The sequence below is a fragment of the Amycolatopsis sp. GM8 genome (genome assembly GCF_021653975.1).
Lineage (GTDB): Bacteria > Actinomycetota > Actinomycetes > Mycobacteriales > Pseudonocardiaceae > Amycolatopsis_E.
Genome location: NZ_JAJKFK010000001.1, coordinates 938,548 through 960,839, shown reverse-complemented (window position 1 = coordinate 960,839; position 22,292 = coordinate 938,548). Strand labels below are relative to the sequence as shown.

The window sequence follows — 22,292 nt, the reverse complement described above, 5'->3', positions numbered from 1 at the left end:
CGCATGTCGGCGATGTTACGGCGCTTCCCCGGCGAGAAAGCTGAACCGAACCTTCCGCACCGGGTTGTCGACATTGGTATCGACCAAACAGATCGACTGCCAGGTGCCGAGCGCGAGCACGCCGCCGAGCACCGGAACGCTGGCATACGGCGGAAGGAAGGCGGGCAGCACGTGATCGCGGCCGTGCCCGCCGCTGCCGTGCCGGTGACGCCAGCGGTCGTCCCGCGGCAGCAGCTCGTCGATCGCGGCGAGCAGGTCGTCGTCGCTGCCCGCGCCGGTCTCGAGCACCGCCAGCCCGGCGGTGGCATGCGGGACCCACACGTGCAGCAGCCCGTCCTCGGCGCCGGCTCCGGCGAGGAACGACTCGGCCTGCCTGGTGAGGTCGTGCACCACGGGCGAATTGCCGGTGCGGACCTCGATCTCTTCGGAAAGCATTACGACTCCAGATACCTCAGCACGGCGAGCACCCGTCGATTGTCCTCTTCGGACGGTGGCAGGCCGAGTTTGTCGAACAGCCGGGTCACGTACTTCTCCACCGAACCCGCGGACAGGAACAACTTCCCGGCGATCGCGGCGTTCGACCGGCCTTCTGCCATCAGCCCGAGTACCTCGCGTTCCCGGCCGGTCAGCCGGTCCAGCGCCGCGGTTTTCCTGGTGGCGCCGAACAACTGGCTCACCACTTCCGGGTCCAGCACGGTCTCCCCGGCGGCGACCCGGCGCAGCGCGTCGAGGAAGTCCGACACGTCGGCGACCCGGTCCTTGAGCAGGTACCCCACTCCGCCGGCCCGGTCGGCCAGCAGTTCGGCGGCATAGGCGGTCTCGACATACTGGGAGAACAGCAGAACCGGCCGCGACGGGTCGGCCCGGCGCAGATCGAGCGTCGCGCGCAGGCCCTCGTCGGTGAACGACGGCGGCATCCGGATGTCCACAATGGACACGTCCGGGCTGTGTTCGGCCACCGCGCGGCGCAACGCCTCGGCGTCCTTCACCTCGGCGACCACGTCGTGCCCCCGCAACGTGAGCAGCTCCACCAGTCCCGCGCGCAGGATCGCCGAGTCCTCGGCCACCACGATCCGCACTATCCACCCCCCAGCACATGTGCGGTGATCACCGTCGGACCACCCGGCGGGCTGTCGATATCCAGCCGCCCGTCCACGGTACCGAGCCGCTCGGCGACCCCGGCCAGGCCGCCGCCGCGCACGATCCGCGCGCCGCCCGTGCCCTCGTCGGTGACGGTCAGCCGGGCCGCGGTCACGTCGAGGTGCACGACCGGCGCGCCGCCGTGCTTGACGGCGTTGGTCAACAGCTCGGCCGCGGTGAAGTAGAGCAGCGTCTCGATCGCCGGTGACGGCCGTTCCGGCAGGTCGACCCGCAGCCGCACGTCCACGGCGCTGCGCGCGGCCAGCGTCGTGAGCGCGACGTCGAGGCCCGCGTCCAGGGCCGGTGGCCGGATGCCGCGGGCCAGGTCACGCAGCTCCGCAAGCGCTTGCTTCGCGTCGCCGTGCGCGGCGTCCACCAGCTTCCGGACGCCGCCGAGATCGGCGTCGCCATTCTCCAGTTCGTCCCGCGCGATCCCGAGTTTCATCGCCAGCGCCACCAGTTGCGCCTGCGCGCCGTCGTGCAGATCGCGTTCGATCCGCCGCAGCCGGACGGTCGCGTCCTCGATCGCGTTCGCGCGGCTCTCCTCCAGGTCGCGGACCCGTTCGCTGAGCGTCGTCGGGCCCAGCAGGCTGAACACGAGCACCCGGTCCATCGCCGTCAGGCCGTGCAGCACCCACGGCGTCGCGAGCACGAGCACCGCGCCGAGCGCCCCGACCGGGATGGACGCCGGCCAGGTGGAGGTGTGGATGCTGAAGATCGGCAGCATGTTCCCGCCGGTCGCGAAGTAGTAGAACGGATAGCTGAGGCAGCCCAGGCCGTACATCAGCAACGCGCCCGCGACCGTCAGGTTCAGCAGCGACAGCGGTAGCCGCACGAGCAGGTAGCCGAACGACCGCCAGGCCACCGGATCGCCGATCCGGGCCCGCAGCCAGCCCCACAGCCCCGGCCGCATGACCGGTGCCGGTGGGTCGGAGACCTGGGCGTCCAGCAGGGCGCGGGCGAGCCGCCGGTGCAGCCCGCCGAGCTTGCGCATCGTGAGCAGCGCACCCGCCGCCAGCAGGACGCCGAGGAACAGCGGGGACAGCCCGATGCCCAGTACCAGCCAGACGAGCAGCACGACGACGAACAGGAGGGTCGGCGGGAAACCGAACAGCACCCAGACCAGTTCGCCCCGGAACTGCCGGCTGCGCAGTGCGGCGAAAAGGCGCGGAAGAGTGCTGTTCACGGCCTCAGCTTGCCCTGGCCGCGGCCGGCCCGCCTATCCGGTTTTCCCACACTTTGGTACGGAAATACCGGAGTCCGGCGGATCGCTTGAATCAGGGGAGGACCCGTCCGGCGAAAGGATCAGGCATGCCCCAGAATCTCCGCCTCGCCGCCGCTCTCGACGGAGCCGGCTGGCATCCGGCCGCGTGGCGTGCGCCGGACGCCCGGCCCGGCGAGCTGTTCACGGCCCGGTACTGGGCCGATCTCGCGGCCGAAGCCGAGCGCGGCCTGCTGGACTTCGTCACGATCGAGGATTCCCTGGGCCCGCAGACCGACCGGACCGACCGGGTGCAAGGGCGGCTCGATGCGGTGCTGATCGCGTCGCGAATCGCGCCGCTGACCCGGCATCTCGGCTTCATCCCGACCATTGTCACGACGCACACCGAACCGTTCCACATCTCGAAAGCCATCGCGACGCTCGACTACGTCAGCAGCGGGCGGGGCGGTGTCCGGGTGCGGATTTCGGCTCAACAGAGCGAATCCGACCACTTCGGCCGCCGCCAGGTGCCCGCGCACGAGGAGCTGTTCGACGAGGCCGCGGACTACGTCGAGGTCGTCCGGCGGCTCTGGGACAGCTGGGAGGACGACGCCGAGATCCGGGACGCCGCCACCGGCCGGTTCGTCGACCGCGACAAGCTGCACTACATCGATTTCGAGGGCCGGTTCTTCAGCGTCAAGGGCCCGTCGATCACCCCGCGGCCACCGCAGGGCCAACCCCCGGTCGCGGTGCTCGCGCACGTGCCGGTCGCGTACCGGCTCGCGGAGCGGAGCGCCGACGTCGTGTTCGTGACCGAGCCGGAGGCGCCAGTGCAGGGCCCGCTCGTGTTCACGGATCTGGTGGTGTTCTTCGGCGACAGCGAACAGGAGGCCGAAGAACGGAAGGCACGGCTGGACGCGATCGCCGGTGCGGAATACAGGTCCGACGCGGAGATCTTCGTCGGCACCCCGGCGCAGCTGGCGGACCGGCTGCTCGACCACGGCGCGTTCGGCTACCGGCTGCGCCCGGCCGTGCTCCCGCACGACCTGACCGCGATCACCCGGGGCCTGGTGCCCGAACTGCAACGGCGTGGCGCGTTCCGCCGCGAATACGAAGCGAACACCCTGCGGGGCCTGCTCGGCCTCGACCGCCCGGCAAACCGTTACGCCGCCTAGGAGTCTCAAGATGCCGAAGCAGATTCACCTCGCAGCGCACTTTCCCGGCGTCAACAACACGACCGTGTGGAGCGACCCGGAAGCCGGGAGCCACATCGAGTTCAGCTCGTTCGTCCACCTCGCGCAGACCGCCGAGCGGGCCAAGTTCGACTTCTTCTTCCTCGCCGAGGGCCTGCGGCTGCGCGAGCAGGGCGGCCGGATCTACGACCTCGACGTGGTCGGGCGGCCGGACACGTTCGCCGTGCTCGCCGCGCTCGCGGCGGTGACCGACCGGCTCGGCCTGACCGGCACGATCAACTCCACGTTCAACGAGCCGTACGAGGTCGCGCGCCAGTTCGCGAGCCTCGACCACCTGTCCGCCGGGCGGGCCGGCTGGAACGTCGTCACGTCGTGGGACGCCTTCACCGGCGAGAACTTCCGCCGCGGCGGGTACCTGCCCGAGGACCAGCGATACGTGCGCGCGAAGCGTTTCCTCGAGACCGCGGCGGAGCTGTTCGACTCGTGGCGTGCCGGGGATGTGCTGGCGGACAAGGAATCCGGCCGGTTCGTGGCGCGCGCGGACGTCGGCGCGTTCGAGCGGCACGACGAGCAGTTCGACATCCACGGCCGGTTCACCGTGCCGCGCGGCCCGCAGGGGCGACCGGTGATCCTGCAGGCCGGGGACTCCGAGGAGGGCCGCGAGTTCGCCGCCGCGACCGCGGACGCGATCTTCACCCGCCACGGCACGAAGGAGGCCGGGCAGCAGTTCTATGCCGACGTCAAGGGCAGGCTCGCGAAGTACGGCCGCGAGCGCTCGGATCTGGTCGTGCTGCCGGCGGCGACGTTCGTGCTCGGCGACACCGACGCGGAGGCCCAGGAACTCGCGGATGTCGTGCGGCATCAGCAGGTCAGCGGGCAGACCGCGATCAGGTTCCTGGAGCAGGTGTGGAACCGCGACCTGTCGGCGTACGACCCGGACGGCCCGCTGCCCGAGGTGGACCCGCTGGTCGGTGAGCACACGATCGCGAAGGGCCGGGCCCAGACGCGGATGTACCGGGACCCGCTGGACACCGCGAAGCAGTGGCGGGCGCTGGCGGCGGAGAAGAACCTGTCGATCCGGGAGCTGATGATCCAGATCCAGGCGCGGCAGACGTTCATCGGCTCGCCGCGGACGGTCGCCGAGTCGATCGACGATCTCGTCCAGTCCGACGCCTGCGACGGGTTCATCCTCGTCCCGCACGTGACGCCCGGCGGCCTCGACCCGTTCGCCGACAAGGTCGTGCCGCTGCTGCAGGAACGCGGCGTCTTCCGCACCGAGTACAGCGGCCCGACCCTGCGCGACCACCTCGGCATCCCGTAACCCCCCCGCGAGTCCGACACTCACGACCGCGAGTCCGACACTCGCGACGCCGAGTCCGACACTCGCGACGCCGAGCTTCGGCTCTTGACGGACCGTGCCGCTGGACCTTTGCTGATAGCGCGGGGACGATCTCCCGGCCCTCAGCGAGGAGGTGGTGCAGCGTGGTCGAACCGCTTTCGGTCGGTGTCGTCCGCGAATCGTCGCCGGGTGAACGACGGGTGGCGCTGGTGCCGAAGCTGGTCGGCAGGCTGATCCGGCGCAAGCTGCGTGTCGTCGTCGAATCCGGTGCGGGCGAAGGCGTGTTCCTCGCGGACGAGGTGTTCGAGGAGGCCGGGGCCGAGATCGGGCACGCCTGGCAGGCCGATCTCGTGCTCAAGGTCGCGCCGCCGGCACCCGCCGAGGTCGCCCGGCTCAAACCCGGCGCGGTGCTGATCGGCTTCCTCAAACCACGGTCCGATGTGGACGGTATCGCCGCGCTCGAAAAGGCCGGGGTGACGGCGTTCGCGATGGAGGCCATTCCCCGGATCACCCGCGCGCAGGCGATGGACGCGTTGTCCTCGCAGAGCAGCGTCGCCGGCTACCGGGCCGTGCTGCTCGCCGCCGAGCGGCTGCCCCGGTTCTTCCCGATGCTCACCACCGCGGCCGGCACCGTGCCGCCCGCCAAGGTGCTCGTGCTCGGCGTCGGTGTCGCGGGCCTGCAGGCACTGGCGACGGCGAAACGCCTCGGCTCGCGGACGACCGGGTACGACGTGCGGCCGGAGGTCGCCGAGCAGGTCCGGTCCGTCGGCGCGAGCTGGCTCGACCTGGGGATCGAAGCCGCCGGCGAAGGCGGGTACGCCCGCGAGCTGACCGAGGACGAACGCGCCGAACAGCAGCGCAGGCTGACCGAAGCGACGACGCAGTTCGACGCCGTCATCACCACCGCACTCGTGCCCGGCCGCCGCGCGCCCACACTCGTCACCGCCGAAGCCGTCCGCGGGATGCCGGCGGGCAGCGTCGTCGTCGACATGGCCGGCGAGTCCGGCGGGAACTGCGAGCTGACCGAACCGGGCAAGGAGATCGTCGCGCACGACGTCACGATCTGCTCGCCGCTGAACCTGGCCGCCGAAATGCCCGGCCACGCCAGCGAACTCTATGCCCGGAACCTGACCGAACTGGTCGAGCTGCTGGTGGACGCCGACGGCGAGCTCGCACTCGACTTCTCGGACGAGATCATCGCCGGCGCGTGCGTCGCCGGCCGGGAGAGGGGAGCGTCCTGATGCTCGTGGAAAGCCTGGCTGTGCTCGTGCTCGCCGGATTCGTCGGCTTCGCCGTGATCTCCAAGGTGCCCAACACGTTGCACACGCCGCTGATGTCGGGCACCAACGCCATTCACGGCATCGTGCTGCTCGGCGGGCTGATCGTGCTCGGCCTCGGCGCGGACGGGGTGCTGAACAAGGTCCTGCTGGTGATCGCCATCGCGTTCGGCACCATCAACATCGTCGGCGGGTTCCTCGTCACCGACCGGATGCTCTCGATGTTCAAGGGCCACAAGAAGAAGGACCCCGAATGACGAACCTCATCGGAGTCCTCTACATCATCGCGTTCGCCCTGTTCATCTACGGGCTGATGGGACTGACCGGCCCGCGCACCGCGGTCCGCGGCAACTGGATCGCCGCCACCGGCATGGGCATCGCCGTGGTCGCCACCCTGCTCACGCCCGGGATGAGCAACTGGGTGCTGATCGCGCTCGGCATCGTGCTCGGCGCGCTCGTCGGAGTGCCCGCGGCGCGCCGGGTCAAGATGACCGCGATGCCGCAGATGGTCGCGCTGTTCAACGGGGTCGGCGGCGGCGCGGTCGCGCTCATCGCATGGGTCGAGTTCCGCACCACCGGCGGCTACGCGGCCGAGCCGCTCTATGTCGCGATCGCGTCGCTGTTCGCCGCGCTCATCGGCTCGATCTCGTTCTGGGGCTCGCTCATCGCGTTCGGCAAGTTGCAGGAGATCCTGCCGGGCCGGCCGATCACCTTGCGGCAGCTGCAACAACCGGCGAACATCGTGCTGCTGCTGGTCGCGATCGCCGCCGCGGTGGCGATCATCGCGGGTAGCGACGCCGAAATCCTGATGATCGTGGTGCTGCTCGCGGCCGCGGTGCTCGGCGTGATGGTGGTGCTGCCGATCGGCGGCGCCGACATGCCGGTGGTCATCTCGCTGCTCAACGCGTGCACCGGGCTGTCCGCCGCGGCGATGGGCCTGGCGCTGGACAACACGGCGCTGATCGTGGCCGGCATGATCGTCGGTGCCTCGGGGTCGATTCTGACGAACCTGATGGCGAAGGCGATGAACCGCTCGATCCCGGCGATCGCCGCCGGCGGGTTCGGCGGCACGACGGCGCTCCCATCGGGCACGAAGGAAGCGCGTCCGGTCCGCAGCACCACCGCGGCCGACACCGCGATCCAGATGGCCTACGCGACGAACATCGTCGTGGTGCCCGGGTACGGCATGGCCGTCGCGCAGGCACAGCACGCCGTCCGGGAAATGGCTCAGCTGCTGGAGGCGAAAGGGATTTCCGTCGCTTATGCGATTCATCCGGTCGCGGGCCGGATGCCCGGGCACATGAACGTGCTGCTCGCCGAGGCGGACGTGCCCTATGAGCAGCTGAAGGAAATGGACGAGATCAATTCCGAGTTCCCGCAAACCGATGTGGCGCTGGTGATCGGCGCGAACGACGTGACGAATCCCGCCGCCCGCACCGATCCGGGCTCCCCGATCTACGGTATGCCGATCCTCGACGTGAGCGCGAGCCGATCGGTCATCGTGCTGAAAAGGTCGATGAGCTCGGGTTTCGCCGGAATCGACAACGACCTTTTCTACGAACCACGAACGAGCATGCTCTTCGGCGACGCCAAGTCCTCCGTCGGAGAGATCGTCGAAGAGTTGAAGAATCTCTGAGAGCGCCGATTGGCCGGACTTGACTGCCCGGGCCTATTCGGGGTTGGAGAACACGACCGGCGGCGCCTTGCGGGTGGACCTGCGCGGTGCCTTCTCGGCGGCCGACGTCTTCTTGGCGGCGGCGGGCTTCTTCGCGCTCGCCTTGGCGGCGGCGGGCTTCGAAGCGGTGGACTTCTCGGCCGCCGTCGATTTCGCGGCGGTCGATTTCGTCGCCGCCGGCTTCGTGGCGGTGGTCTTCGCCGTGCGCGATTTCGCGGTGCTCGCCTTGGCCGTCGATTTCGCCGCCGTGCTCTTGGCGGGCGCCGATTTCGCGGGGGCCGCCTTCTTCGTGGTCGTGGTCTTCGCGGCGGCCGGCTTCTTGGCGGCCGGTTTCGCCGGCGCGGCCTTGGCCGGAGCAGCCTTGGCGGGAGCGGCCTTCGCGGGCGCCGTCGTCTTCGCCGGGGCCGTCGCCTTCGTGGCCGCGCGCTTGCGGGTGGCCGGCGCTTCCGCTGTTTTCTGCGTCGCCGCACGGGAATTCGCCGGCTTCTTGCGGCCGCGGGTGGGCGGTCCGAGACGGCGCGTCGCGCGCTTGCGGCCACCGGTGCGCCGGCCGTGCTCGACGTAGCGCGCCAGGATCTCCCGCAGAACTTCCGCGTTGTCGTCGGAGAGGTCGATGTCGTAGTCGACGCCGTCCAGCCCGAACCGCACCTGCTCCTGAGCCGGCTCGCCATTCAGGTCGTCCAGTAACTGCACCGCGGTGTTCTTGGCCACCGATACCTCCCGTACTCGAATTGCTGCGGTGAGAATACCTCCCCCCGCTTGCGTGCCGCGCCTGCCTGGTGTGCGCTGGGCGGATGACCGATGAAACTTTCGACGTGGTGGTGATCGGCGGCGGCCCGGTGGGGGAGAACGCGGCGGCGCGGGCCGTGCGCGGCGGGCTGAAAACCGTGCTGGTGGACCACGAACGATTCGGTGGTGAGTGCTCGTTCTGGGCGTGTGTCCCGAGCAAAGCCTTGTTGCGTCCGGGAAACGCGCTCGCCGCGGCGCGGCGGCTGCCCGGCGTGCAGGTGGGCGGCGCGCTCGACCCGGCGAAAGTGTTCGAGCGTCGTGACTATTTCACCGGCAAGGGCGACGACTCGGGTCAGGTCGAGTGGGCACACGGCGCCGGTATCGAGACCCGCCGCGGGCACGCGCGGATCACCGGTGAGCGACAGGTCACAGTGGACGGTGAGCACGTGCTGCGCGCGACCCACGCCGTGGTCGTCTGCACGGGCAGCGTGCCGAGGATTCCCGACATCCCCGGGCTGGACGAGATCTCCGTGTGGGGTTCGCGTGAAGCCACGTCGGCCAGTGAGGTACCCGGCAGGCTCGCGGTGCTCGGCGGCGGGGTGGTCGGCGTCGAGATGGCGCAGGCGTGGGCCCGGTTTGGTTCGCGGGTGGATCTCATCATCACCGGCGCTCGCCCGCTGCCGAAGTATCCGGATTTCGCGGGCGACCTCGTCGTCGAAGGGCTGATCGAGGACGGGGTGCGGGTGCACGCGAACTCCGGTCTCGTCGCGGCCTCCGAAGTGGACGGAGCCGCCCGGCTGGAGCTGACCGGCGGCGAGACGCTCACGGCCGACAAGCTGCTCGTCGCCACCGGCCGCCGCCCCGGCACCGACGACCTCGGCCTGGAGTCCGTCGGGCTCAAGGCGGGTTCGACGCTCACCACCGCCGACAGCGGAGTGGTGTCCGATGTGGACGGTGAGTGGCTGTACGCGGCCGGCGATGTGACGGGCCGGGCGCCGCTGACCCATCAGGGCAAGTACGCCGCCCGCGTCGCGGCCGACGTGATCACCGCGAAAGCGGCGGGCAGACCGGTCGGTGAATCGCCGTGGAGCCCGTACACGAGTACGGCCGATCACTATGCCGTCCCGCAGGTCGTGTTCACCGATCCGGAGGTGGCCTCGGTCGGCCTCGCGTCGCCGGAGGAAGGGAAACCGCACCGCGCGGTCGATATCGACATCGCGGTCGCGGGCTCGTCACTGCACGCGGACGGGTACCAGGGCAAGGCGCGGATCGTGGTGGACACCGAGCGCGAGGTGCTCGTGGGCGTCACGTTCGTCGGCCAGGACGTCGCCGACCTGCTGCACTCCGCGACGATCGCCATCGTCGGGGAAGTGCCCTTGCATCGCCTCTGGCACGCCGTCCCGTCGTTCCCCACCATCAGCGAAGTCTGGCTGCGGCTCTTGGAGGCTTACGGGCTCTGACCGCTAGCCCGACGCTAGGAGATCTTCGCCGCCACCCCGGCCTGCGCTGCCCGCAGCAGGGCCGGGTCGTCGGCGGTCGACGGCTGGTCGAACCAGGCCGCGAGCGCCAGCCGCACCTCGGTCCCGCTCACCACGCCGACGTACGCCGCCGTGCCGTCGAAATGCGGTGTGCGGGGCCATTTCCCGGTCTCTCCGGCGAGGTCGGTCACGCCCCCGCCGCCCGGGGTGTCCGCGGTCTTCTTGAACGCGGACGCCGTCTCCGGGTCGCGGAAGGTCACGATCGCGACCGAGACCGCCACCGGTTTCCCGTTCACCGTGCCCTCGAAGCTGGCGCGCTGCATCGTCACGCACGGCGTCTTCTGCAGGCTCGCCTGCAGATCGCCGACCGCGTGCGCGGCGCACTTGCTGTCGGTCGCGGCGGCACGCTGGATGAGCGAGATACCGTCGACGACCTGTGGCGGCGATGGCGGCGGCGCGGTCTGTGGCGCCTCGCCGCTCGTCGTCGCGAGCACGATCGCGGTCACGAGCAACACGGCCAGCAGCCCGAGCGCGGCGAACGGCAGCCAGCGCACCGTCCGCGACTTCGCCTCCGGCGCGTGGATCGGCACCGCCGCCGTGATCCGCGGGACCGGCATGGTCACCTCGATCGGGGGCGGGGGCGGCGGAACCCGGGTCACCAGCCTCGGTGCCGGCGGCGGCGTGATCGTCACCGGGGCCGGCGGCGGCACCTTCTTCTCGGCCTTCGCCGGTGTCGGCGAGTCCATCTTCTCCGTCGTGTCCGGCGACGGCGGTTCGATCTTCTCGGTCGTTTCCCGTGGCGTCACGGCGAAACCCTCCGCGGCCAGGATCTCGTCCGACAGCGCCGGCGCCTCCGGGGCGAGGACCTTGAGCAGCGCCTGGGCTTCCTCGACCGAACACGGCTGCGGCGCGGCGGCGAGCGAGACGGTCGCGGCGAGCATGTGGGTCGCCGTCGGATGCAGCACGCGCACCGGGCCCGTGACATCCGTGGGCGGCTGGTCGACCTGATCGACGAACGGGCCCACCGCGAGGATCGTCCCGATGGGCAACGCGGCCGGCACGCTGGGGCGCAGGTGCTTGGTGATCGACTCGGCGAGCGCGAGCTTCGGCGTCGCCGGGTTGACCTCCTTGTCCGGCACGGGCAGCAGCCACCCGTCCGCCTTCCAAGGGCCGGTGAGCGGTGCCTCGAGCTTCATCGCCGGATCGGGCAGGTCGACGCCGAGCACGAGCAGGACGCCGCGCGGGAGCACGACCACCGCGTCGACGCTGCGGACCGACGGCATCGGGCGCACCCCGACGAGCGCGACCCCGCCGACGACGGTCGCGCCCCGGCCGAGTGAGGCCAGTGCCGCGCGGATGTCGTCGGCGACGCGAGACGGCTGTTGCCCGAGGCGGACTAGCCGCACCTGAACCTCCCAGAACAGTGGCTGCTGGGTGCACACGCTAGCGCGCGGGTATCAGCCGGGTCGGTGGGACCGGCGGTGTGAAAATCCCAGGCACTCTCCGCCCAGGCGTCATTATCCGTGAGGGTCATCACTCTTACGTGTGTAACTCGTTAGTAGGTAACCCCCTGCTGGCCGCTGCCCGACCGAGGAGATGCCGATGCGCTGGAGCCCACCACGGTGGCGACGATCGTCCGCGATCGCCGCCGTGCTCGTCCTACCCCTGCTCACCCTGGCCCCGGCCGCCGATGCCGCGGGACCGCTCGCCCCGGTCTCGCGCACGCTGAACACCTTGCTGGGCAAGGCTTCCACGTCCACCCAGGTGACCACACTGGTGCACGCGCGCACCGTCGCCACCGCCGAGCGGGCGGTCAAGCAGGCCGGGCTGACCGAGATCACGAAGTTCGCCAAGATCGGTGTGGTCGCCGCGCGGGGCACGGCCGCGCAGGTGAAGGCGGCCCGGCGAATGGCGGGTGTCACCTACCTGGAGAACAACGACAAGCTCGCCACGCACGGCAGCTCGGGCACGGTGGCCACGCGCAGTGCCGAAGCCCGCACCACGCTCACCGGCGCCAACGGCAAGGCCCTCGACGGCAGCGGTGTCTCGATCGCGATCATCGACACCGGGGTCGACCCGACGCACCCGGCGTTCCAGGCCGACGGCAAGACCCGGGTCGTGCGCAGCCTGAAGAGCGTGTGCACCGCCGGCACCGGCACGTCGTGTCTCCTCGACGTGCCGACCTCGGTCGACACCGACACCACGTCGCTGGGCGGGCACGGCACGCACGTCACCGGGATCGCGGCGGGCAACGCGTTCACCCTGCCCGACGGTTCGAAGGTCGGCGGTTCCGCGCCCGGCTCGAAGATCGTCGCGATCTCGACCGGGCTGGCGATCCTCGTGCTCGGCACCGACGCGGCGCTGAACTGGGTGCTGGAGAACCACAACGCGCCGTGCGGCGCGGGCGTCCCGGCGTCGACCTGCCCGCCGATCAAAGTGATCAACAATTCCTACGGCCCCAGCGGCGGCGGTGCCTTCGACCCGAGCTCGGCCACGGTCCAGCTGCAGCGCGCGCTCGCGGCCGAGGGCGTGGTCACGGTGTGGGCCAACGGAAACGACGGCGGCGACGGGTCGGCGGACCTGTCCAACCCGCCCGGCCAGGACCCGACCCCCGGCATCATTTCGGTGGCGTCCTACAACGACCAGGGCACCGGGACCCGCGACGGCGTGGTGTCGGACTTCTCTTCCCGTGGCCTGGCGAGCAATTCGGCCACCTGGCCCGACGTGTCGGCGCCCGGCGAGAACATCCTGTCCTCGTGCCGGCCGTATCTGCTCATCTGTTCCGAAGGGGGGCAGCCGGAGAACGGCCCAGGCGCGCTGGACATCGGGACCTACAACGTGATCAGCGGGACGTCGATGGCGACCCCGCAGATCACCGGAATCGTCGCGCAGCTGTTCCAGGCGGACCCGGGCGCGACGCCGGGGCAGATCGAAAACGCCATCAAGGCGACCGCGCACAAGTACGCGAACGGGGCCCCGTACCAGCCGGTCGGTCCCTACACTTCCAGCTACGACAAGGGAACCGGACTCGTCGACACGGTCGCGGCCGCCCGGTCACTCGGTGCCGCCGGGTAGCACGCTCCGCGTACGAATGCTTGCTGTGCGGGGCATTTCCGGGTGCCGGGGATGCCCCGTACGGCGGTGAAGCCTGCGACGCCTGAGGTTCATGTGGCCAAACAGGTGATCGCAGTGCACAATGTGCTAAGCCACGTCATGAGTGCACGGCAACCGAGGCTCGCGAGGTCGTAGGGGAAGACGCCCCTCGTCGAGTAGCGGAGGTCAGCAGTGAGCACCCGTGGAAACACCCGTGGTGTGGTGTACGTCCACTCGTCGCCGTCTGCGGTTTGCCCGCACGTCGAGTGGGCTATTTCGGGCACCCTGGGTACCCGAGTGGATCTGAAGTGGACGGCGCAGCCCGCCGCGCCAGGACAGCTCCGCGCCGAGTGCGGCTGGACCGCGCCCGCAGGCACCGCCGGGAAACTGGTCGCCGGCCTGAAGGCGTGGCCGATGCTGCGCTTCGAGGTCACCGAGGACCCCAGTCCCGGGGTTGACGGCGAACGGTACTGCTACGCGCCCGGGCTCGGCCTGTGGCACGGGCGGACCAGCGCCAACGGCGACATCGTGGTGGGTGAGGACCAGCTGCGCGCCCTGGTGAGCCAGGCCCGCGCGGGCGAGGCCTTCGCGCACCGCCTCGACGAGCTGCTGGCCGCCAACTGGGACGAAGCCCTCGAACCCTTCCGCCACGCCGGCGACGGCGCCCCCGTCACCTGGCTGCACCGCGTGGGCTGAGCGCAGAACTCGCTGTCCCCAACGTCGGACTCGGCGTCGCGAGCGTCGGACTCGCGCGCGGTCCCGCGAGTCGTACGTTCGGGACGGTGAGTCCGACATTCGCGATGACGTGGCGGGCGAGTTCACCGGTTGCTCAGCGTGAGTTAACGGCGCCTACTAGGCTGCCGATGTGTCAGCTGTGCCGGCCTCACCGAGTCCCCAGCGCTGGTTGCTGCCCGCCGTGATCGTGGTCGTCTCCCTGATGGTCGGGGGCGGGCTGCTGGCCAGGGAGTTCTACCGCGTGCCGGATCCGCAGCCGGACGCCATCCTCGCCCTGCCGAGCACCACCGCGCGCCCGCTCGCGCAGCAGCCGGGCCCGGGCACCGTGGAGCTGACCCCGGACGCGGCCGCGCATCCGCAGCACGAGGTGATCCGGCAGCTGCTGCAAACGTACTTCGACTCGATCAACAACCGCGACTACGAGCAGTGGAAGACGACGGTCACCAGGGCCCGGATCCTGGCGAAGTCACGCCCGGCCTGGCAGCAGGACTACCTGTCCACGAAGGACGGCAGCATCCTCGTCTACCGGATCGACGCGGTGTCCGAACAGGACCTGCGCGTGCTGGTGGGCTTCACGAGCGTCCAGGACCCGAAGGCCGCGCCCCAGGAACTGCCCGGCGCCTCGTGCGTGCACTGGAAGCTGACGCTGCCGATCACGCTCGAATCGGGCCACTGGCGGGTCGACACGGTCGCCGGCTACACGACCCCGGAAGCCGCCAGATGCTGAAACGGCCGGTCCCCCGACGGAACCGGCCGATTCGCTGAACGAACGAACTACGCGGCCGTGAACAGCAGCGCCGTGTTGTGCCCGCCGAAACCGAACGAGTTGCTGATCGCCGCGGTGTAATCGCCCTTGCGCGGCTCGCCGGACACCACGTCGAGGTCGACCTTCGGGTCGAGGTTCTCCAGGTTCCGGGTGGCCGGCACGAGGCCGTGGTAGATCGACAGCAGCGTCGCGATGCCTTCGACCGCGCCGGCGCCGCCGACGAGGTGCCCCAGCGCGCCCTTCGGCGCCGTGACCACCGCGTGCGTGCCGATCGCCTTGCGGATCGCGGCCGCCTCGCCGATGTCGCCGACCGTCGTGGCGGTGGCGTGCGCGTTGACGTGCTGGATGTCGGCGCTGGTCAGCCCGGCCATCTGGATCGCGTTGGTGATGGCCGCGATCTGCCCGATGCCTTCGGGGTGGTTGCCGGTGATGTGGTAGGCGTCGGAGGTGATCCCGTAGCCGGCGAGCCGGCCGTAGATCTTGGCGCCGCGCGCCCTCGCGCGGTCCGCGCGCTCGAGGACCACCACACCCGAACCCTCGCCGAGGACGAACCCGTCCCGCGCGGTGTCGAACGGGCGTGACGCGTGCTCCGGGTCGTCGTTGTTCGTGGACACGGTGCGCGCCTGGGCGAACCCGGCGATCGTGATCGGCATGATGCAGGCTTCCGTGCCGCCCGCGACCACCACGTCGGCCCGCCCGTTCTGGATCATCTGGAACCCGTTCGCGATGCCCTCCGCACCGGAGGCACACGCCGACGCCGGCGAGTGCACTCCGGCGCGGGCCCTCAGCTCGATGCTGACCTGAGCGGCCGGACCGTTGGGCATCAGCATGGGCACGGTCAGCGGCGACACCTTGCGGATGCCGTGCTCCTCCAGCAGATCGTCCTGCGACAGCAGGGTGATCGGACCGCCGATCCCGGTGCCGATGGACACGCCGAGCCGCTCGGGCTCGACGTCGGTGTGCTCGTCCGTCGGCTCCGTGAACCCGGCGTCCGCCCACGCCTGCCGTGCGGCGATGACAGCGATCTGCTCACACCGGTCCAGCCGGCGTGCCTGCACACGCGGCAGGGTCTCTGTCGGTTCCTCGGCGAGGGTCGCGGCGATCTTCACGGGCAGATCGAACCGCTCGACCCAGTCGGCCTCGATCCGGCGGATGCCGCTGCGGCCGGCGAGCAGACCGTCCCAGGTGGACGCGACGTTTCCACCGAGTGGCGTGGTCGCACCGAGTCCGGTGATCACGACATCGATGTTGCTCATGAACTCTCCCCGAGGAATCGTGTTCAGAGAATGCTTACTTCGAGTTGGCCGCGACGTAGTCGACGGCGTCACCCACGGTCTTGAGGTTGGCGAGCTCGTCGTCCGGGATCTTCACCCCGAACTTGTCCTCGGCCTGCACCGCGATCTCGACCATCGACAGCGAGTCGATGTCCAGGTCGTCGACGAACGACTTCTCCGAGCTCACGTCGTCCTGCGCGACACCGGCGACCTCCTCCACGATCTCGGCGAGGCCGGCGAGGATCTCTTCTTTGTCCGCCACTGTTGGTTTCCCTTTCTGGTTTTCGGGGTCTTCCACCCCGACGGGCGGGTGCCCGCCGGGGTAAGTGGTATCACGGGCAGATGACGACCTGTCCGGCGTAGGACAGTCCGGCGCCGAAACCGACCATCAGCACCACGTCACCGCTCTTCACCGTGCCCGCCTTGCGCATGTGGTCCAGCGCGATCGGGATCGAGGCCGAAGAGGTGTTGCCCGAGTACTTGATGTCGTCGGCCACGGCCATGTCCTCGCGCGCGCCGCCGGCGCGCAGCTTCTTCGCGATCGCTTCCACGATGCGGAGGTTGGCCTGGTGCGGGATCAGTGCGTCCACATCGGACGGTGTCAGCCCGGCCAGCTCCAGCGCTTTGAGCGCGATCGGGGCGATCTGGGTGGTCGCCCAGCGGAACACCGCCTGGCCCTCCTGGTAGAGGTACCGGTGATCGCGCATGTAGATCGTGTCGACCAGGTCGCCCGCGCTGCCCCAGGCCACCGGCCCGATGCCCGGCTCGTCCGACGGCCCGACCACGGCGGCGCCCGCGCCGTCGGCGAAGATGATCGCGTTCGAGCGGTCGGTCGGGTCCACCACGTCGGTGAGTTTTTCCGCCCCGACCACGAGCACCTTGCGCGCGGAGCCGGCGCGGATGAGGTCGGAGGCGATGCCGAGGCCGTAGCAGAACCCGGCGCACGCGGCGTTGAGGTCGAAGGCACCGGCGGCCTTGACCCCGATCCGGTCGGCCACCTGCGCGGCCGCGTTCGGGATGGGGGCGGGCATCGTGCAGTTCGGCACGATCACGGTGTCCACTTCGGACGGTTCGAGCGCGGCGTCGGCGAGCGCGGCGGCACCGGCCGTGACGGCCATGTCGACCAGCAGCTCGTCCTTCTCGGCGAACCGGCGCTCGATGATGCCGACCCGATCGCGGATCCACTTGTCGTTGGTGTCCATGGTCTCGGACAGGTCGTCGTTGGTGACGACCCGCTCGGGCTGGTAGCTGCCCACCCCGAGCACGCGGGTGGCGGCGGGACCCTGCTTGACGCGCAACGTGCTCACAGAACCTCCTCGGCAGCCGGCAGGTCCGCCGGGGTCTTGCACGCGACAGTGGTGGTGACGGTGCCCTTGAGCTGGCGCTTGACCAGCCCGGTGAGTGTCCCGGCCGGCGGCAGCTCGACGGTCCCGGTGACGCTCAGACCCATCAGCCCGTCCATCGTCAGGTCCCAGCGCACCGGGCGGGTGACCTGCTCGACGAGGCGCTCCAGGTACTCCGCGCCGCTGGTGACGACCGCGCCGTCGGCGTTGGACAGCAGCGGGCGGGTCGGGTCGTTCGGGGTGATCGACGCGGCGTGTGCGCGCAGCGCGTCCTCCGCCGCGGCCATGTACGGCGTGTGGAAGGCGCCCGCGACCTTGAGCGCGCGCACCTTCGTGCCGGCCAGGGGTTCGGCGATGATGTGCTCGATGGCGGCCGCGGCGCCGGAGGCGACGATCTGGCCGGCGCCGTTGCGGTTCGCGGCGGTCAGGCCGTTGTCCTCGAGCCAGGTCACGACCTGCTCCGGCTCGCCGAGCATGACGGCGGCCATGCTGGTGGGCTCGGCCGCGCAGGCCTTCGCCATCTCGGCGCCGCGAACGGCGGCGAGCGCGACGGCGTCCTCGGCGGACAGCACCCCGGCGATGGCGGCGGCCGCCAGCTCACCGACCGAATGCCCGGCCACCGGCGCGTCGGCCGGCACGTTGTGCAGCTCCTCGAAGGCCAGCAGCGACAGCGCGACGATCAGCGGCTGGGCGATGGCCGTGTCCTGGATCGTCTCGGCGTCCGCCTCGGTGCCCAGGTGCACGAGATCGAGTCCGGCGCGGTCGGACCAGCGTCGCAGCTTCTCGCGGGTGCCGCCGAGCTCGAGCCAGGGAGTGAACATGCCTGGGGCCTGGGACCCCTGTCCGGGGGCGAGGAGAGCTGTCACTGCTACAGGGAACACGGTCCGTGGCCATGACCGGGATGCTGCGACTCACCAAGTCCGCGCGGCGAATTTGTGGAAACCCTCCAAACATCCTGACCGGTTGTCGGTAAGGAGCGAGAAGGTCTTGTATGGTTCGGGCAGTGGCTTGCGTGACTTCGGTCACCAGATACCGCGGGCGCGGGCGAGCCTGCCGATCATCAGCGCGACGCGCATCACCAGTGCGTCACGTGGGTCGGTGGCGTTGCGGCCGGTCAGTTCGGTGGCGCGGCGCAGCCGGTAGCGAACGGTGTTGGGGTGCACGAACAGTGTCTTGGCGCAGGTTTCGAGCACGCCGCCGGATTCCAGGTACGCCTCGACGGTGCGCAGCACGGTGTCCCCGGCGTTTTCCAGTGGTTGCGCGATTTCCTCGATGAGCAGGCGTTCGGCTTCGGCGTCCCCGGACAGCGCGCGCTCGGGCAGCAGGTCGGCGGACCGGACCGGGCGGGGCGCGCCGGGCCAGCCGACGACGGCGCGCAGCCCGGAGAGCGCCTCGGCCGCGCTGCGGTGGGCGTCGCCGAGGTTGGCGACGGTGGGCCCGGCGACGACGGGTCCGTCCCCGAAGGCGACGGAGAGTTTGCCGATGCCGTCCTCCTCGCCGCCGGCGACGACGATGAGCCGTGAGCCCTGCACGCTCAGCAGCACCGGCCGGCCGAGGCGGGCGGCGAGGCGCCGGACTTCGAACACGACGGTCGGCGGGTCGTCGGAGCTGGGGCTGCCGGTGACGACGGTGGCTTTCGCGGCGGGGTCCCAGCCCAACGCGGAGGCGCGGGACAGGACGGATTCTTCGGCGTCGCCACGGACGATCCCGTCGACGACGAGCGCTTCGAGGCGGGCGTCCCACGCGCCGCGCGCTTCGGCGGCGGCGGCGTAGGAGTTGGCGGTGGCGAAGGCGATTTCGCGGCCGTAGCGGAGGATTCCCTCGATGAGCGCGGCGCGTTCGGTGTCGTCGGCGGCGAACGCGGGTAGTTCGTCCTCGAAGACCTCGATGGCCATCCGGACGAGGCCGACGGCCTGGCGGAGGCTGATCCAGCGGGAGAGTTCCTGGGGGGCGCTGCGGAAGGCCTCGCTGGTGAGTTTGAGCGCTTCCTGGGAGTCGCGGAGCCAGTCGACGAATCCGGCGGCGCCGGTCTGGGTGATCATCAGGACGCTGGCGCGCTGGTCGGCGGGGAGGCGTTTGAACCAGGGCAGCCGTTGTTCCATGGCGGCGACGCTCGCCGACGCCAGCCGCCCCGACGCCCGCTCCAACCCCCGCAACGTCTTCGCGGAAAGCCCATGATGCTTCTTCAAGGGCCGAGCACTGGTCTGCGTCATAACCCCCCGATGGTACGACGCCAATGCATGGTCCATGCGGTACGCGCCCAGCGCTGGTGACTGCTCACGAAACCACGCTGGGTCCGGAGGAGCTCGCACCGCGGGGGTTTGGGGGGCTCGGCCCCCCAAGAATTACGCGGACTCGCCCCGATGGGAGCGCGCCAGCGCGAACAGAGGGGCGAATATGCGAGGCCGCCCGGTGATTCGGTTCATCGAATCCCCGAGCGGCCTCATCTCCCCGGTCCCCACCGGTAAGTCCACTATGGACCTTGTGGATCTTCGTTGGCTACCCCACTCACCCAATCGTGCGGCGCAGGTCAGCGGGTGGAGATCGACAGTTACCGTGGGTGGGGAATCTTGGCCGTTTCGGCCGAGTTGATGTTCGTGTGAACTTCTTGCTGCAGCACGGTGTGACCGTCTTCGGCCAGTGGATCTCGATCGCCGAGCTGGCCGGGCAGATCTGCGCGCTCGCGGTGGTTTTCCTTGCCGAGCGCCGGACGTTGTGGACGTGGCCGGTGCAGGTCGGTGCGACCGTGTTGCTGTTCGCGGTGTACACGTCGGCGCATCTGGGTGGGCTGGCGTCGCGTCAGGTGGCGATTCTGCTCATCTCGCTCTACGGCTGGTGGGCGTGGACGCGCCGCAAGGATCCGGTATACGGCGTGGTGGTGCGGCAGGGCAGGCTCGTCGAGCGGCTGGGGATGGCCGGGGTGTTCGGCGTCGGCACGGTGGCGATGGCTTTGGTGCTGCAGGCGCTGAACGCGTCGTGGGCGCCGTGGCCGGACGCGGCCATCTTCGTCGGCACGCTGGTCGCGTTCGGCGCGCAGGGGCTGGGGCTGGTGGAGTTCTGGCTGGTGTGGCTGGTGGTGGACGCGATCGGGGTCCCGCTGCAGATCGCGTCCGGGCTGTACTTCTCCGCGGCGATCTACGTGGTGTTCGCGGCGCTGGTGATCCACGGCTGGTGGAGCTGGACCCGGTCGGCGCGGCGGGCGCGGGCGGCGGTCAGTCCAGCCGCTCGGTGAGGTGGATCTCCACGTCGGCGCCGGCCTGCTTGCCGAGCGCGCGCCGGACGCCGGCCTTCACCGGCAGCTTGTGGGTGCCGTCGCCGAGCGCCATGAACGAGCTGCGGAACGGCAGCCCGTCGATGGTGCCGCGGACCTTGACCAGCCCCCGCGTGCCGAAGAACGCGGCTGAGCCGGGCATCACGACGTAGGTCCAGCCGCCCTCGTTCGGGCTCTTCAGCAGGGTCGCGGTGAATCTCTTGTCCAAGTCACTCATGCCACGACAGACCCCGCGGCCGCCGGGAACTCATCGGCCGCAGGGCAGCATGCCGCTGAGGACCGTGCCCTGCCCGACCACGATTAGGTACGTCACCGCTAGCAACCCCTCGCCGGCAGTGCCACCGCTGCGCACGCGATGCGGAGCGTCCGCGGCGAGCGCGAACGACAGCGGCAAATCAAGCAAGCACAGCTGGACCTGCAACGCGCCATTCGCGAGCAGGAGCGAGCCGCACGCGCTCAACAACGTGCTGACGCGCAAGCCGTGCGAGAACAACCGGAACAGCGCACGAAGGACCAGCTGGCCGATGCCGCGGGGATGACCGCCGCAGCTCAACGGCGCGTGGCCGAACTCGGTTCAATCCTTGCCGACGGTCTTCGGCATCCTGGGGTTTTCTCGTTCTCACAGCTGCGGCAGACATTCCGGCCGGAACCGTTCCGGCCCCCCACCAGGAGCTGGCCACGGCGGCCCATCCGCCACAGTGGGAACGATACGAACCGCCGCCGCCGACCGGAATGGCACGGTTGTTCAAGGGCGGCCACGAGCGAGCTGTTCAGGAGGCGCGCTCCCGGTTCGAACAGGACGTAGGACGTTTTCAGGCCCACGAGAGAGATCGTTCGGCGGCGTTGGCGGGAGCGGAATTCCGCCATGCGCAGGCGCAGGAGTCACGCCGCCAGGAAGTGGACCGATACAACGCGCAAGTCGACGACCTCGAGCGGCGGGTGAAAGCCCGTACGCCCGAGGCCGTCGAGGACTACTACGAGCTGTTGGTCGAGGCGAGCCCGCTGCCGGACGACATCGCTGTGGACATCGAACTCGCTTATCAGCCGGACGCGCGAAAATTGCTGGTAGTGCGGGAACTACCACCGATCGAGATCATTCCCGAAACCCGGGAGTACACCTACGTCAAGACGAGAGACGAGATCACCGCCAAACCGCGGCCGGTCAAGGAGGTGAGGCAGCGTTACGCGGATTTGGTGGCTCAGCTCGTGCTGCGCACAATGCGGGACGTGTTCGAGGTACGCCCTGCCGAACTCGTCGACGAAGTGGCGGTGAACGCACACGTCTCCACGCGAAACAGGGCGACGGGTCGCCCTGAACGACCCTTCAACGCACTCGTGTCGCCCCATCCTTGGGATCTCGAAGCCGTCCGGCCGATCTTCGACCCCGATCTTTCGAAGCCGTTCGAGTTCGAGGTGCTGGTGAAGCAGCTCTTCGAGGCCATGGGGATGAAATCCTGGGTGACCCAGGCATCCCGGGACGACGGCCTGGACGCTGTCGCCGTGAACGAGGACCCGATCATGGGCGGCGTTTGTGTGATCCAGGCCAAACGCTACAAGAACACGGTCGAACCGGATGCGGTGCGTGCCCTCGCCGCGGTGATGGACGACAAACGTGCCAGCCGCGGGGTACTCGTGACGACCTCACGATTCGGTAAGGCGTCCCACGACTTCGCCGCCCGTCACGGCCGCATCCAGCTGATCGAAGGAAGCCATCTGAAGCACCTGCTCCTGGAATATCTCAGCCTGGACGCGTTGCTGGGCCCTACCGACGGATAGCC

The 22,292-nt window shown here is 69.9% G+C and carries 23 protein-coding genes; 11 read left to right on the top strand and 12 right to left on the bottom strand.

From position 1 onward, the window contains the following. Nucleotides 1–15: 15 nt before the first annotated feature. From LOZ83_RS04600 to LOZ83_RS04590, 3 genes are read right to left on the bottom strand one after another with little or no spacing between them, the layout of a single operon-like run. Nucleotides 16–435, bottom strand: a complete 420-nt coding sequence (locus tag LOZ83_RS04600) for a YjbQ family protein (RefSeq protein ID WP_236788914.1) — start codon at nt 433–435, stop codon at nt 16–18. Further along, on the bottom strand, nt 435–1,079 hold the full coding sequence (locus tag LOZ83_RS04595) for a response regulator transcription factor (RefSeq protein WP_236788913.1): 645 nt from the start codon (nt 1,077–1,079) through the stop codon (nt 435–437). The genes LOZ83_RS04600 and LOZ83_RS04595 overlap by 1 nt, the downstream gene beginning before the upstream one ends. Then, complete coding sequence (locus LOZ83_RS04590) at nt 1,079–2,326, bottom strand: sensor histidine kinase (protein ID WP_236788912.1); 1,248 nt, start codon at nt 2,324–2,326, stop codon at nt 1,079–1,081. The genes LOZ83_RS04595 and LOZ83_RS04590 overlap by 1 nt, the downstream gene beginning before the upstream one ends. A gap of 125 nt (nt 2,327–2,451) precedes the next feature. Here LOZ83_RS04590 and LOZ83_RS04585 point away from each other — a divergent pair, with 125 nt between their 5' ends. The 5 genes from LOZ83_RS04585 (at nt 2,452) to LOZ83_RS04565 (ending at nt 7,786) form a co-directional block, all read left to right on the top strand. After that, on the top strand, nt 2,452–3,516 hold the full coding sequence (locus LOZ83_RS04585) for an LLM class flavin-dependent oxidoreductase (RefSeq protein ID WP_236788911.1): 1,065 nt from the start codon (nt 2,452–2,454) through the stop codon (nt 3,514–3,516). Between the two features lie 10 nt (nt 3,517–3,526). Next, on the top strand, nt 3,527–4,855 hold the full coding sequence (locus LOZ83_RS04580; RefSeq protein ID WP_236788910.1) for an NtaA/DmoA family FMN-dependent monooxygenase: 1,329 nt from the start codon (nt 3,527–3,529) through the stop codon (nt 4,853–4,855). A gap of 161 nt (nt 4,856–5,016) precedes the next feature. Then, complete coding sequence (locus tag LOZ83_RS04575) at nt 5,017–6,114, top strand: Re/Si-specific NAD(P)(+) transhydrogenase subunit alpha (RefSeq protein WP_236788909.1); 1,098 nt, start codon at nt 5,017–5,019, stop codon at nt 6,112–6,114. Continuing rightward, nucleotides 6,114–6,407 carry an NAD(P) transhydrogenase subunit alpha gene (locus LOZ83_RS04570; RefSeq protein ID WP_236788908.1) on the top strand — a complete coding sequence of 98 codons (294 nt, stop codon included), beginning with the start codon at nt 6,114–6,116 and terminating at the stop codon, nt 6,405–6,407. The genes LOZ83_RS04575 and LOZ83_RS04570 overlap by 1 nt, the downstream gene beginning before the upstream one ends. Continuing rightward, nucleotides 6,404–7,786: an NAD(P)(+) transhydrogenase (Re/Si-specific) subunit beta gene (locus tag LOZ83_RS04565; RefSeq protein ID WP_236788907.1), complete on the top strand. Its 1,383-nt coding sequence runs from the start codon at nt 6,404–6,406 to the stop codon at nt 7,784–7,786. Before LOZ83_RS04570 ends, LOZ83_RS04565 begins: the two co-directional genes overlap by 4 nt. A gap of 33 nt (nt 7,787–7,819) precedes the next feature. On the opposite strand, the gene LOZ83_RS04560 is transcribed toward LOZ83_RS04565, so the two are convergent. Beyond that, nucleotides 7,820–8,536: an Lsr2 family protein gene (locus tag LOZ83_RS04560; protein ID WP_236788906.1), complete on the bottom strand. Its 717-nt coding sequence runs from the start codon at nt 8,534–8,536 to the stop codon at nt 7,820–7,822. A gap of 83 nt (nt 8,537–8,619) precedes the next feature. Here LOZ83_RS04560 and LOZ83_RS04555 point away from each other — a divergent pair, with 83 nt between their 5' ends. Beyond that, nucleotides 8,620–10,014: an NAD(P)/FAD-dependent oxidoreductase gene (locus LOZ83_RS04555; RefSeq protein ID WP_236788905.1), complete on the top strand. Its 1,395-nt coding sequence runs from the start codon at nt 8,620–8,622 to the stop codon at nt 10,012–10,014. A 14-nt stretch (nt 10,015–10,028) separates the two neighbouring features. Here LOZ83_RS04555 and LOZ83_RS04550 read toward each other — a convergent pair whose 3' ends face one another. Further along, nucleotides 10,029–11,438 carry a hypothetical protein gene (locus LOZ83_RS04550; protein ID WP_236788904.1) on the bottom strand — a complete coding sequence of 470 codons (1,410 nt, stop codon included), beginning with the start codon at nt 11,436–11,438 and terminating at the stop codon, nt 10,029–10,031. Nucleotides 11,439–11,634: 196 nt separating this feature from the next. On the opposite strand from LOZ83_RS04550, the gene LOZ83_RS04545 reads away from it, so the two are divergent. The 3 genes from LOZ83_RS04545 to LOZ83_RS04535 all read left to right on the top strand — a co-directional run bounded on the left by LOZ83_RS04545 (nt 11,635) and on the right by LOZ83_RS04535 (nt 14,587). After that, nucleotides 11,635–13,107, top strand: a complete 1,473-nt coding sequence (locus LOZ83_RS04545) for a S8 family serine peptidase (RefSeq protein WP_236788903.1) — start codon at nt 11,635–11,637, stop codon at nt 13,105–13,107. Between the two features lie 210 nt (nt 13,108–13,317). Further along, nucleotides 13,318–13,821 (top strand): DUF3145 domain-containing protein, encoded by a 504-nt coding sequence (locus tag LOZ83_RS04540; protein WP_236788902.1) that lies wholly within the window; start codon nt 13,318–13,320, stop codon nt 13,819–13,821. A 169-nt stretch (nt 13,822–13,990) separates the two neighbouring features. After that, entirely contained in the window at nt 13,991–14,587 is a 597-nt protein-coding gene (locus tag LOZ83_RS04535; protein ID WP_236788901.1) for a hypothetical protein, read from the top strand. Nucleotides 14,588–14,634: 47 nt separating this feature from the next. On the opposite strand, the gene LOZ83_RS04530 is transcribed toward LOZ83_RS04535, so the two are convergent. From LOZ83_RS04530 to LOZ83_RS04510, 5 genes are all read right to left on the bottom strand, one after another. Then, nucleotides 14,635–15,882, bottom strand: a complete 1,248-nt coding sequence (locus LOZ83_RS04530; protein WP_236788900.1) for a beta-ketoacyl synthase — start codon at nt 15,880–15,882, stop codon at nt 14,635–14,637. 34 nt (nt 15,883–15,916) lie between these two features. After that, nucleotides 15,917–16,162, bottom strand: a complete 246-nt coding sequence (locus LOZ83_RS04525; RefSeq protein ID WP_139099344.1) for an acyl carrier protein — start codon at nt 16,160–16,162, stop codon at nt 15,917–15,919. A gap of 70 nt (nt 16,163–16,232) precedes the next feature. Then, complete coding sequence (locus LOZ83_RS04520; RefSeq protein ID WP_236788899.1) at nt 16,233–17,207, bottom strand: beta-ketoacyl-ACP synthase III; 975 nt, start codon at nt 17,205–17,207, stop codon at nt 16,233–16,235. Continuing rightward, on the bottom strand, nt 17,204–18,124 hold the full coding sequence (locus LOZ83_RS04515; RefSeq protein WP_308190186.1) for an ACP S-malonyltransferase: 921 nt from the start codon (nt 18,122–18,124) through the stop codon (nt 17,204–17,206). Before LOZ83_RS04515 ends, LOZ83_RS04520 begins: the two co-directional genes overlap by 4 nt. A 141-nt stretch (nt 18,125–18,265) precedes the next feature. Beyond that, nucleotides 18,266–19,456, bottom strand: coding sequence for a CdaR family transcriptional regulator (locus LOZ83_RS04510; protein WP_236788897.1), 1,191 nt, complete (start codon nt 19,454–19,456; stop codon nt 18,266–18,268). A gap of 386 nt (nt 19,457–19,842) precedes the next feature. On the opposite strand from LOZ83_RS04510, the gene LOZ83_RS04505 reads away from it, so the two are divergent. Further along, nucleotides 19,843–20,475, top strand: coding sequence for a nicotinamide mononucleotide transporter family protein (locus LOZ83_RS04505; RefSeq protein ID WP_236788896.1), 633 nt, complete (start codon nt 19,843–19,845; stop codon nt 20,473–20,475). Here the strand turns inward: LOZ83_RS04505 and LOZ83_RS04500 are convergent. Both LOZ83_RS04500 and LOZ83_RS04495 read right to left on the bottom strand, forming a co-directional pair. Then, nucleotides 20,456–20,731, bottom strand: a complete 276-nt coding sequence (locus LOZ83_RS04500) for a DUF1905 domain-containing protein (protein WP_236788895.1) — start codon at nt 20,729–20,731, stop codon at nt 20,456–20,458. The genes LOZ83_RS04505 and LOZ83_RS04500 overlap by 20 nt on opposite strands. Before the next feature lie 30 nt (nt 20,732–20,761). Then, complete coding sequence (locus tag LOZ83_RS04495) at nt 20,762–21,067, bottom strand: hypothetical protein (RefSeq protein WP_236788894.1); 306 nt, start codon at nt 21,065–21,067, stop codon at nt 20,762–20,764. Between the two features lie 179 nt (nt 21,068–21,246). On the opposite strand from LOZ83_RS04495, the gene LOZ83_RS04490 reads away from it, so the two are divergent. After that, the gene (locus LOZ83_RS04490; protein WP_236788893.1) at nt 21,247–22,290 is read left to right on the top strand and encodes a restriction endonuclease; all 1,044 of its coding nucleotides are present in this window, start codon (nt 21,247–21,249) and stop codon (nt 22,288–22,290) included. The last annotated feature ends 2 nt before the right edge of the window (nt 22,291–22,292 follow it).

Bases quoted from the DNA above. Each gene is read 5' to 3' on its own strand.
- LOZ83_RS04600 (WP_236788914.1), bottom strand. From the start codon at position 435: ATGCTTTCCGAAGAGATCGAGGTCCGCACCGGCAATTCGCCCGTGGTG.
- LOZ83_RS04585 (WP_236788911.1), top strand. From the start codon at position 2,452: ATGCCCCAGAATCTCCGCCTCGCCGCCGCTCTCGACGGAGCCGGCTGG.
- LOZ83_RS04580 (WP_236788910.1), top strand. From the start codon at position 3,527: ATGCCGAAGCAGATTCACCTCGCAGCGCACTTTCCCGGCGTCAACAAC.
- LOZ83_RS04570 (WP_236788908.1), top strand. From the start codon at position 6,114: ATGCTCGTGGAAAGCCTGGCTGTGCTCGTGCTCGCCGGATTCGTCGGC.
- LOZ83_RS04565 (WP_236788907.1), top strand. From the start codon at position 6,404: ATGACGAACCTCATCGGAGTCCTCTACATCATCGCGTTCGCCCTGTTC.
- LOZ83_RS04555 (WP_236788905.1), top strand. From the start codon at position 8,620: ATGACCGATGAAACTTTCGACGTGGTGGTGATCGGCGGCGGCCCGGTG.
- LOZ83_RS04545 (WP_236788903.1), top strand. From the start codon at position 11,635: ATGCGCTGGAGCCCACCACGGTGGCGACGATCGTCCGCGATCGCCGCC.
- LOZ83_RS04530 (WP_236788900.1), bottom strand. From the start codon at position 15,882: ATGAGCAACATCGATGTCGTGATCACCGGACTCGGTGCGACCACGCCA.
- LOZ83_RS04510 (WP_236788897.1), bottom strand. From the start codon at position 19,456: ATGACGCAGACCAGTGCTCGGCCCTTGAAGAAGCATCATGGGCTTTCC.
- LOZ83_RS04500 (WP_236788895.1), bottom strand. From the start codon at position 20,731: ATGAGTGACTTGGACAAGAGATTCACCGCGACCCTGCTGAAGAGCCCG.
- LOZ83_RS04490 (WP_236788893.1), top strand. From the start codon at position 21,247: ATGGCACGGTTGTTCAAGGGCGGCCACGAGCGAGCTGTTCAGGAGGCG.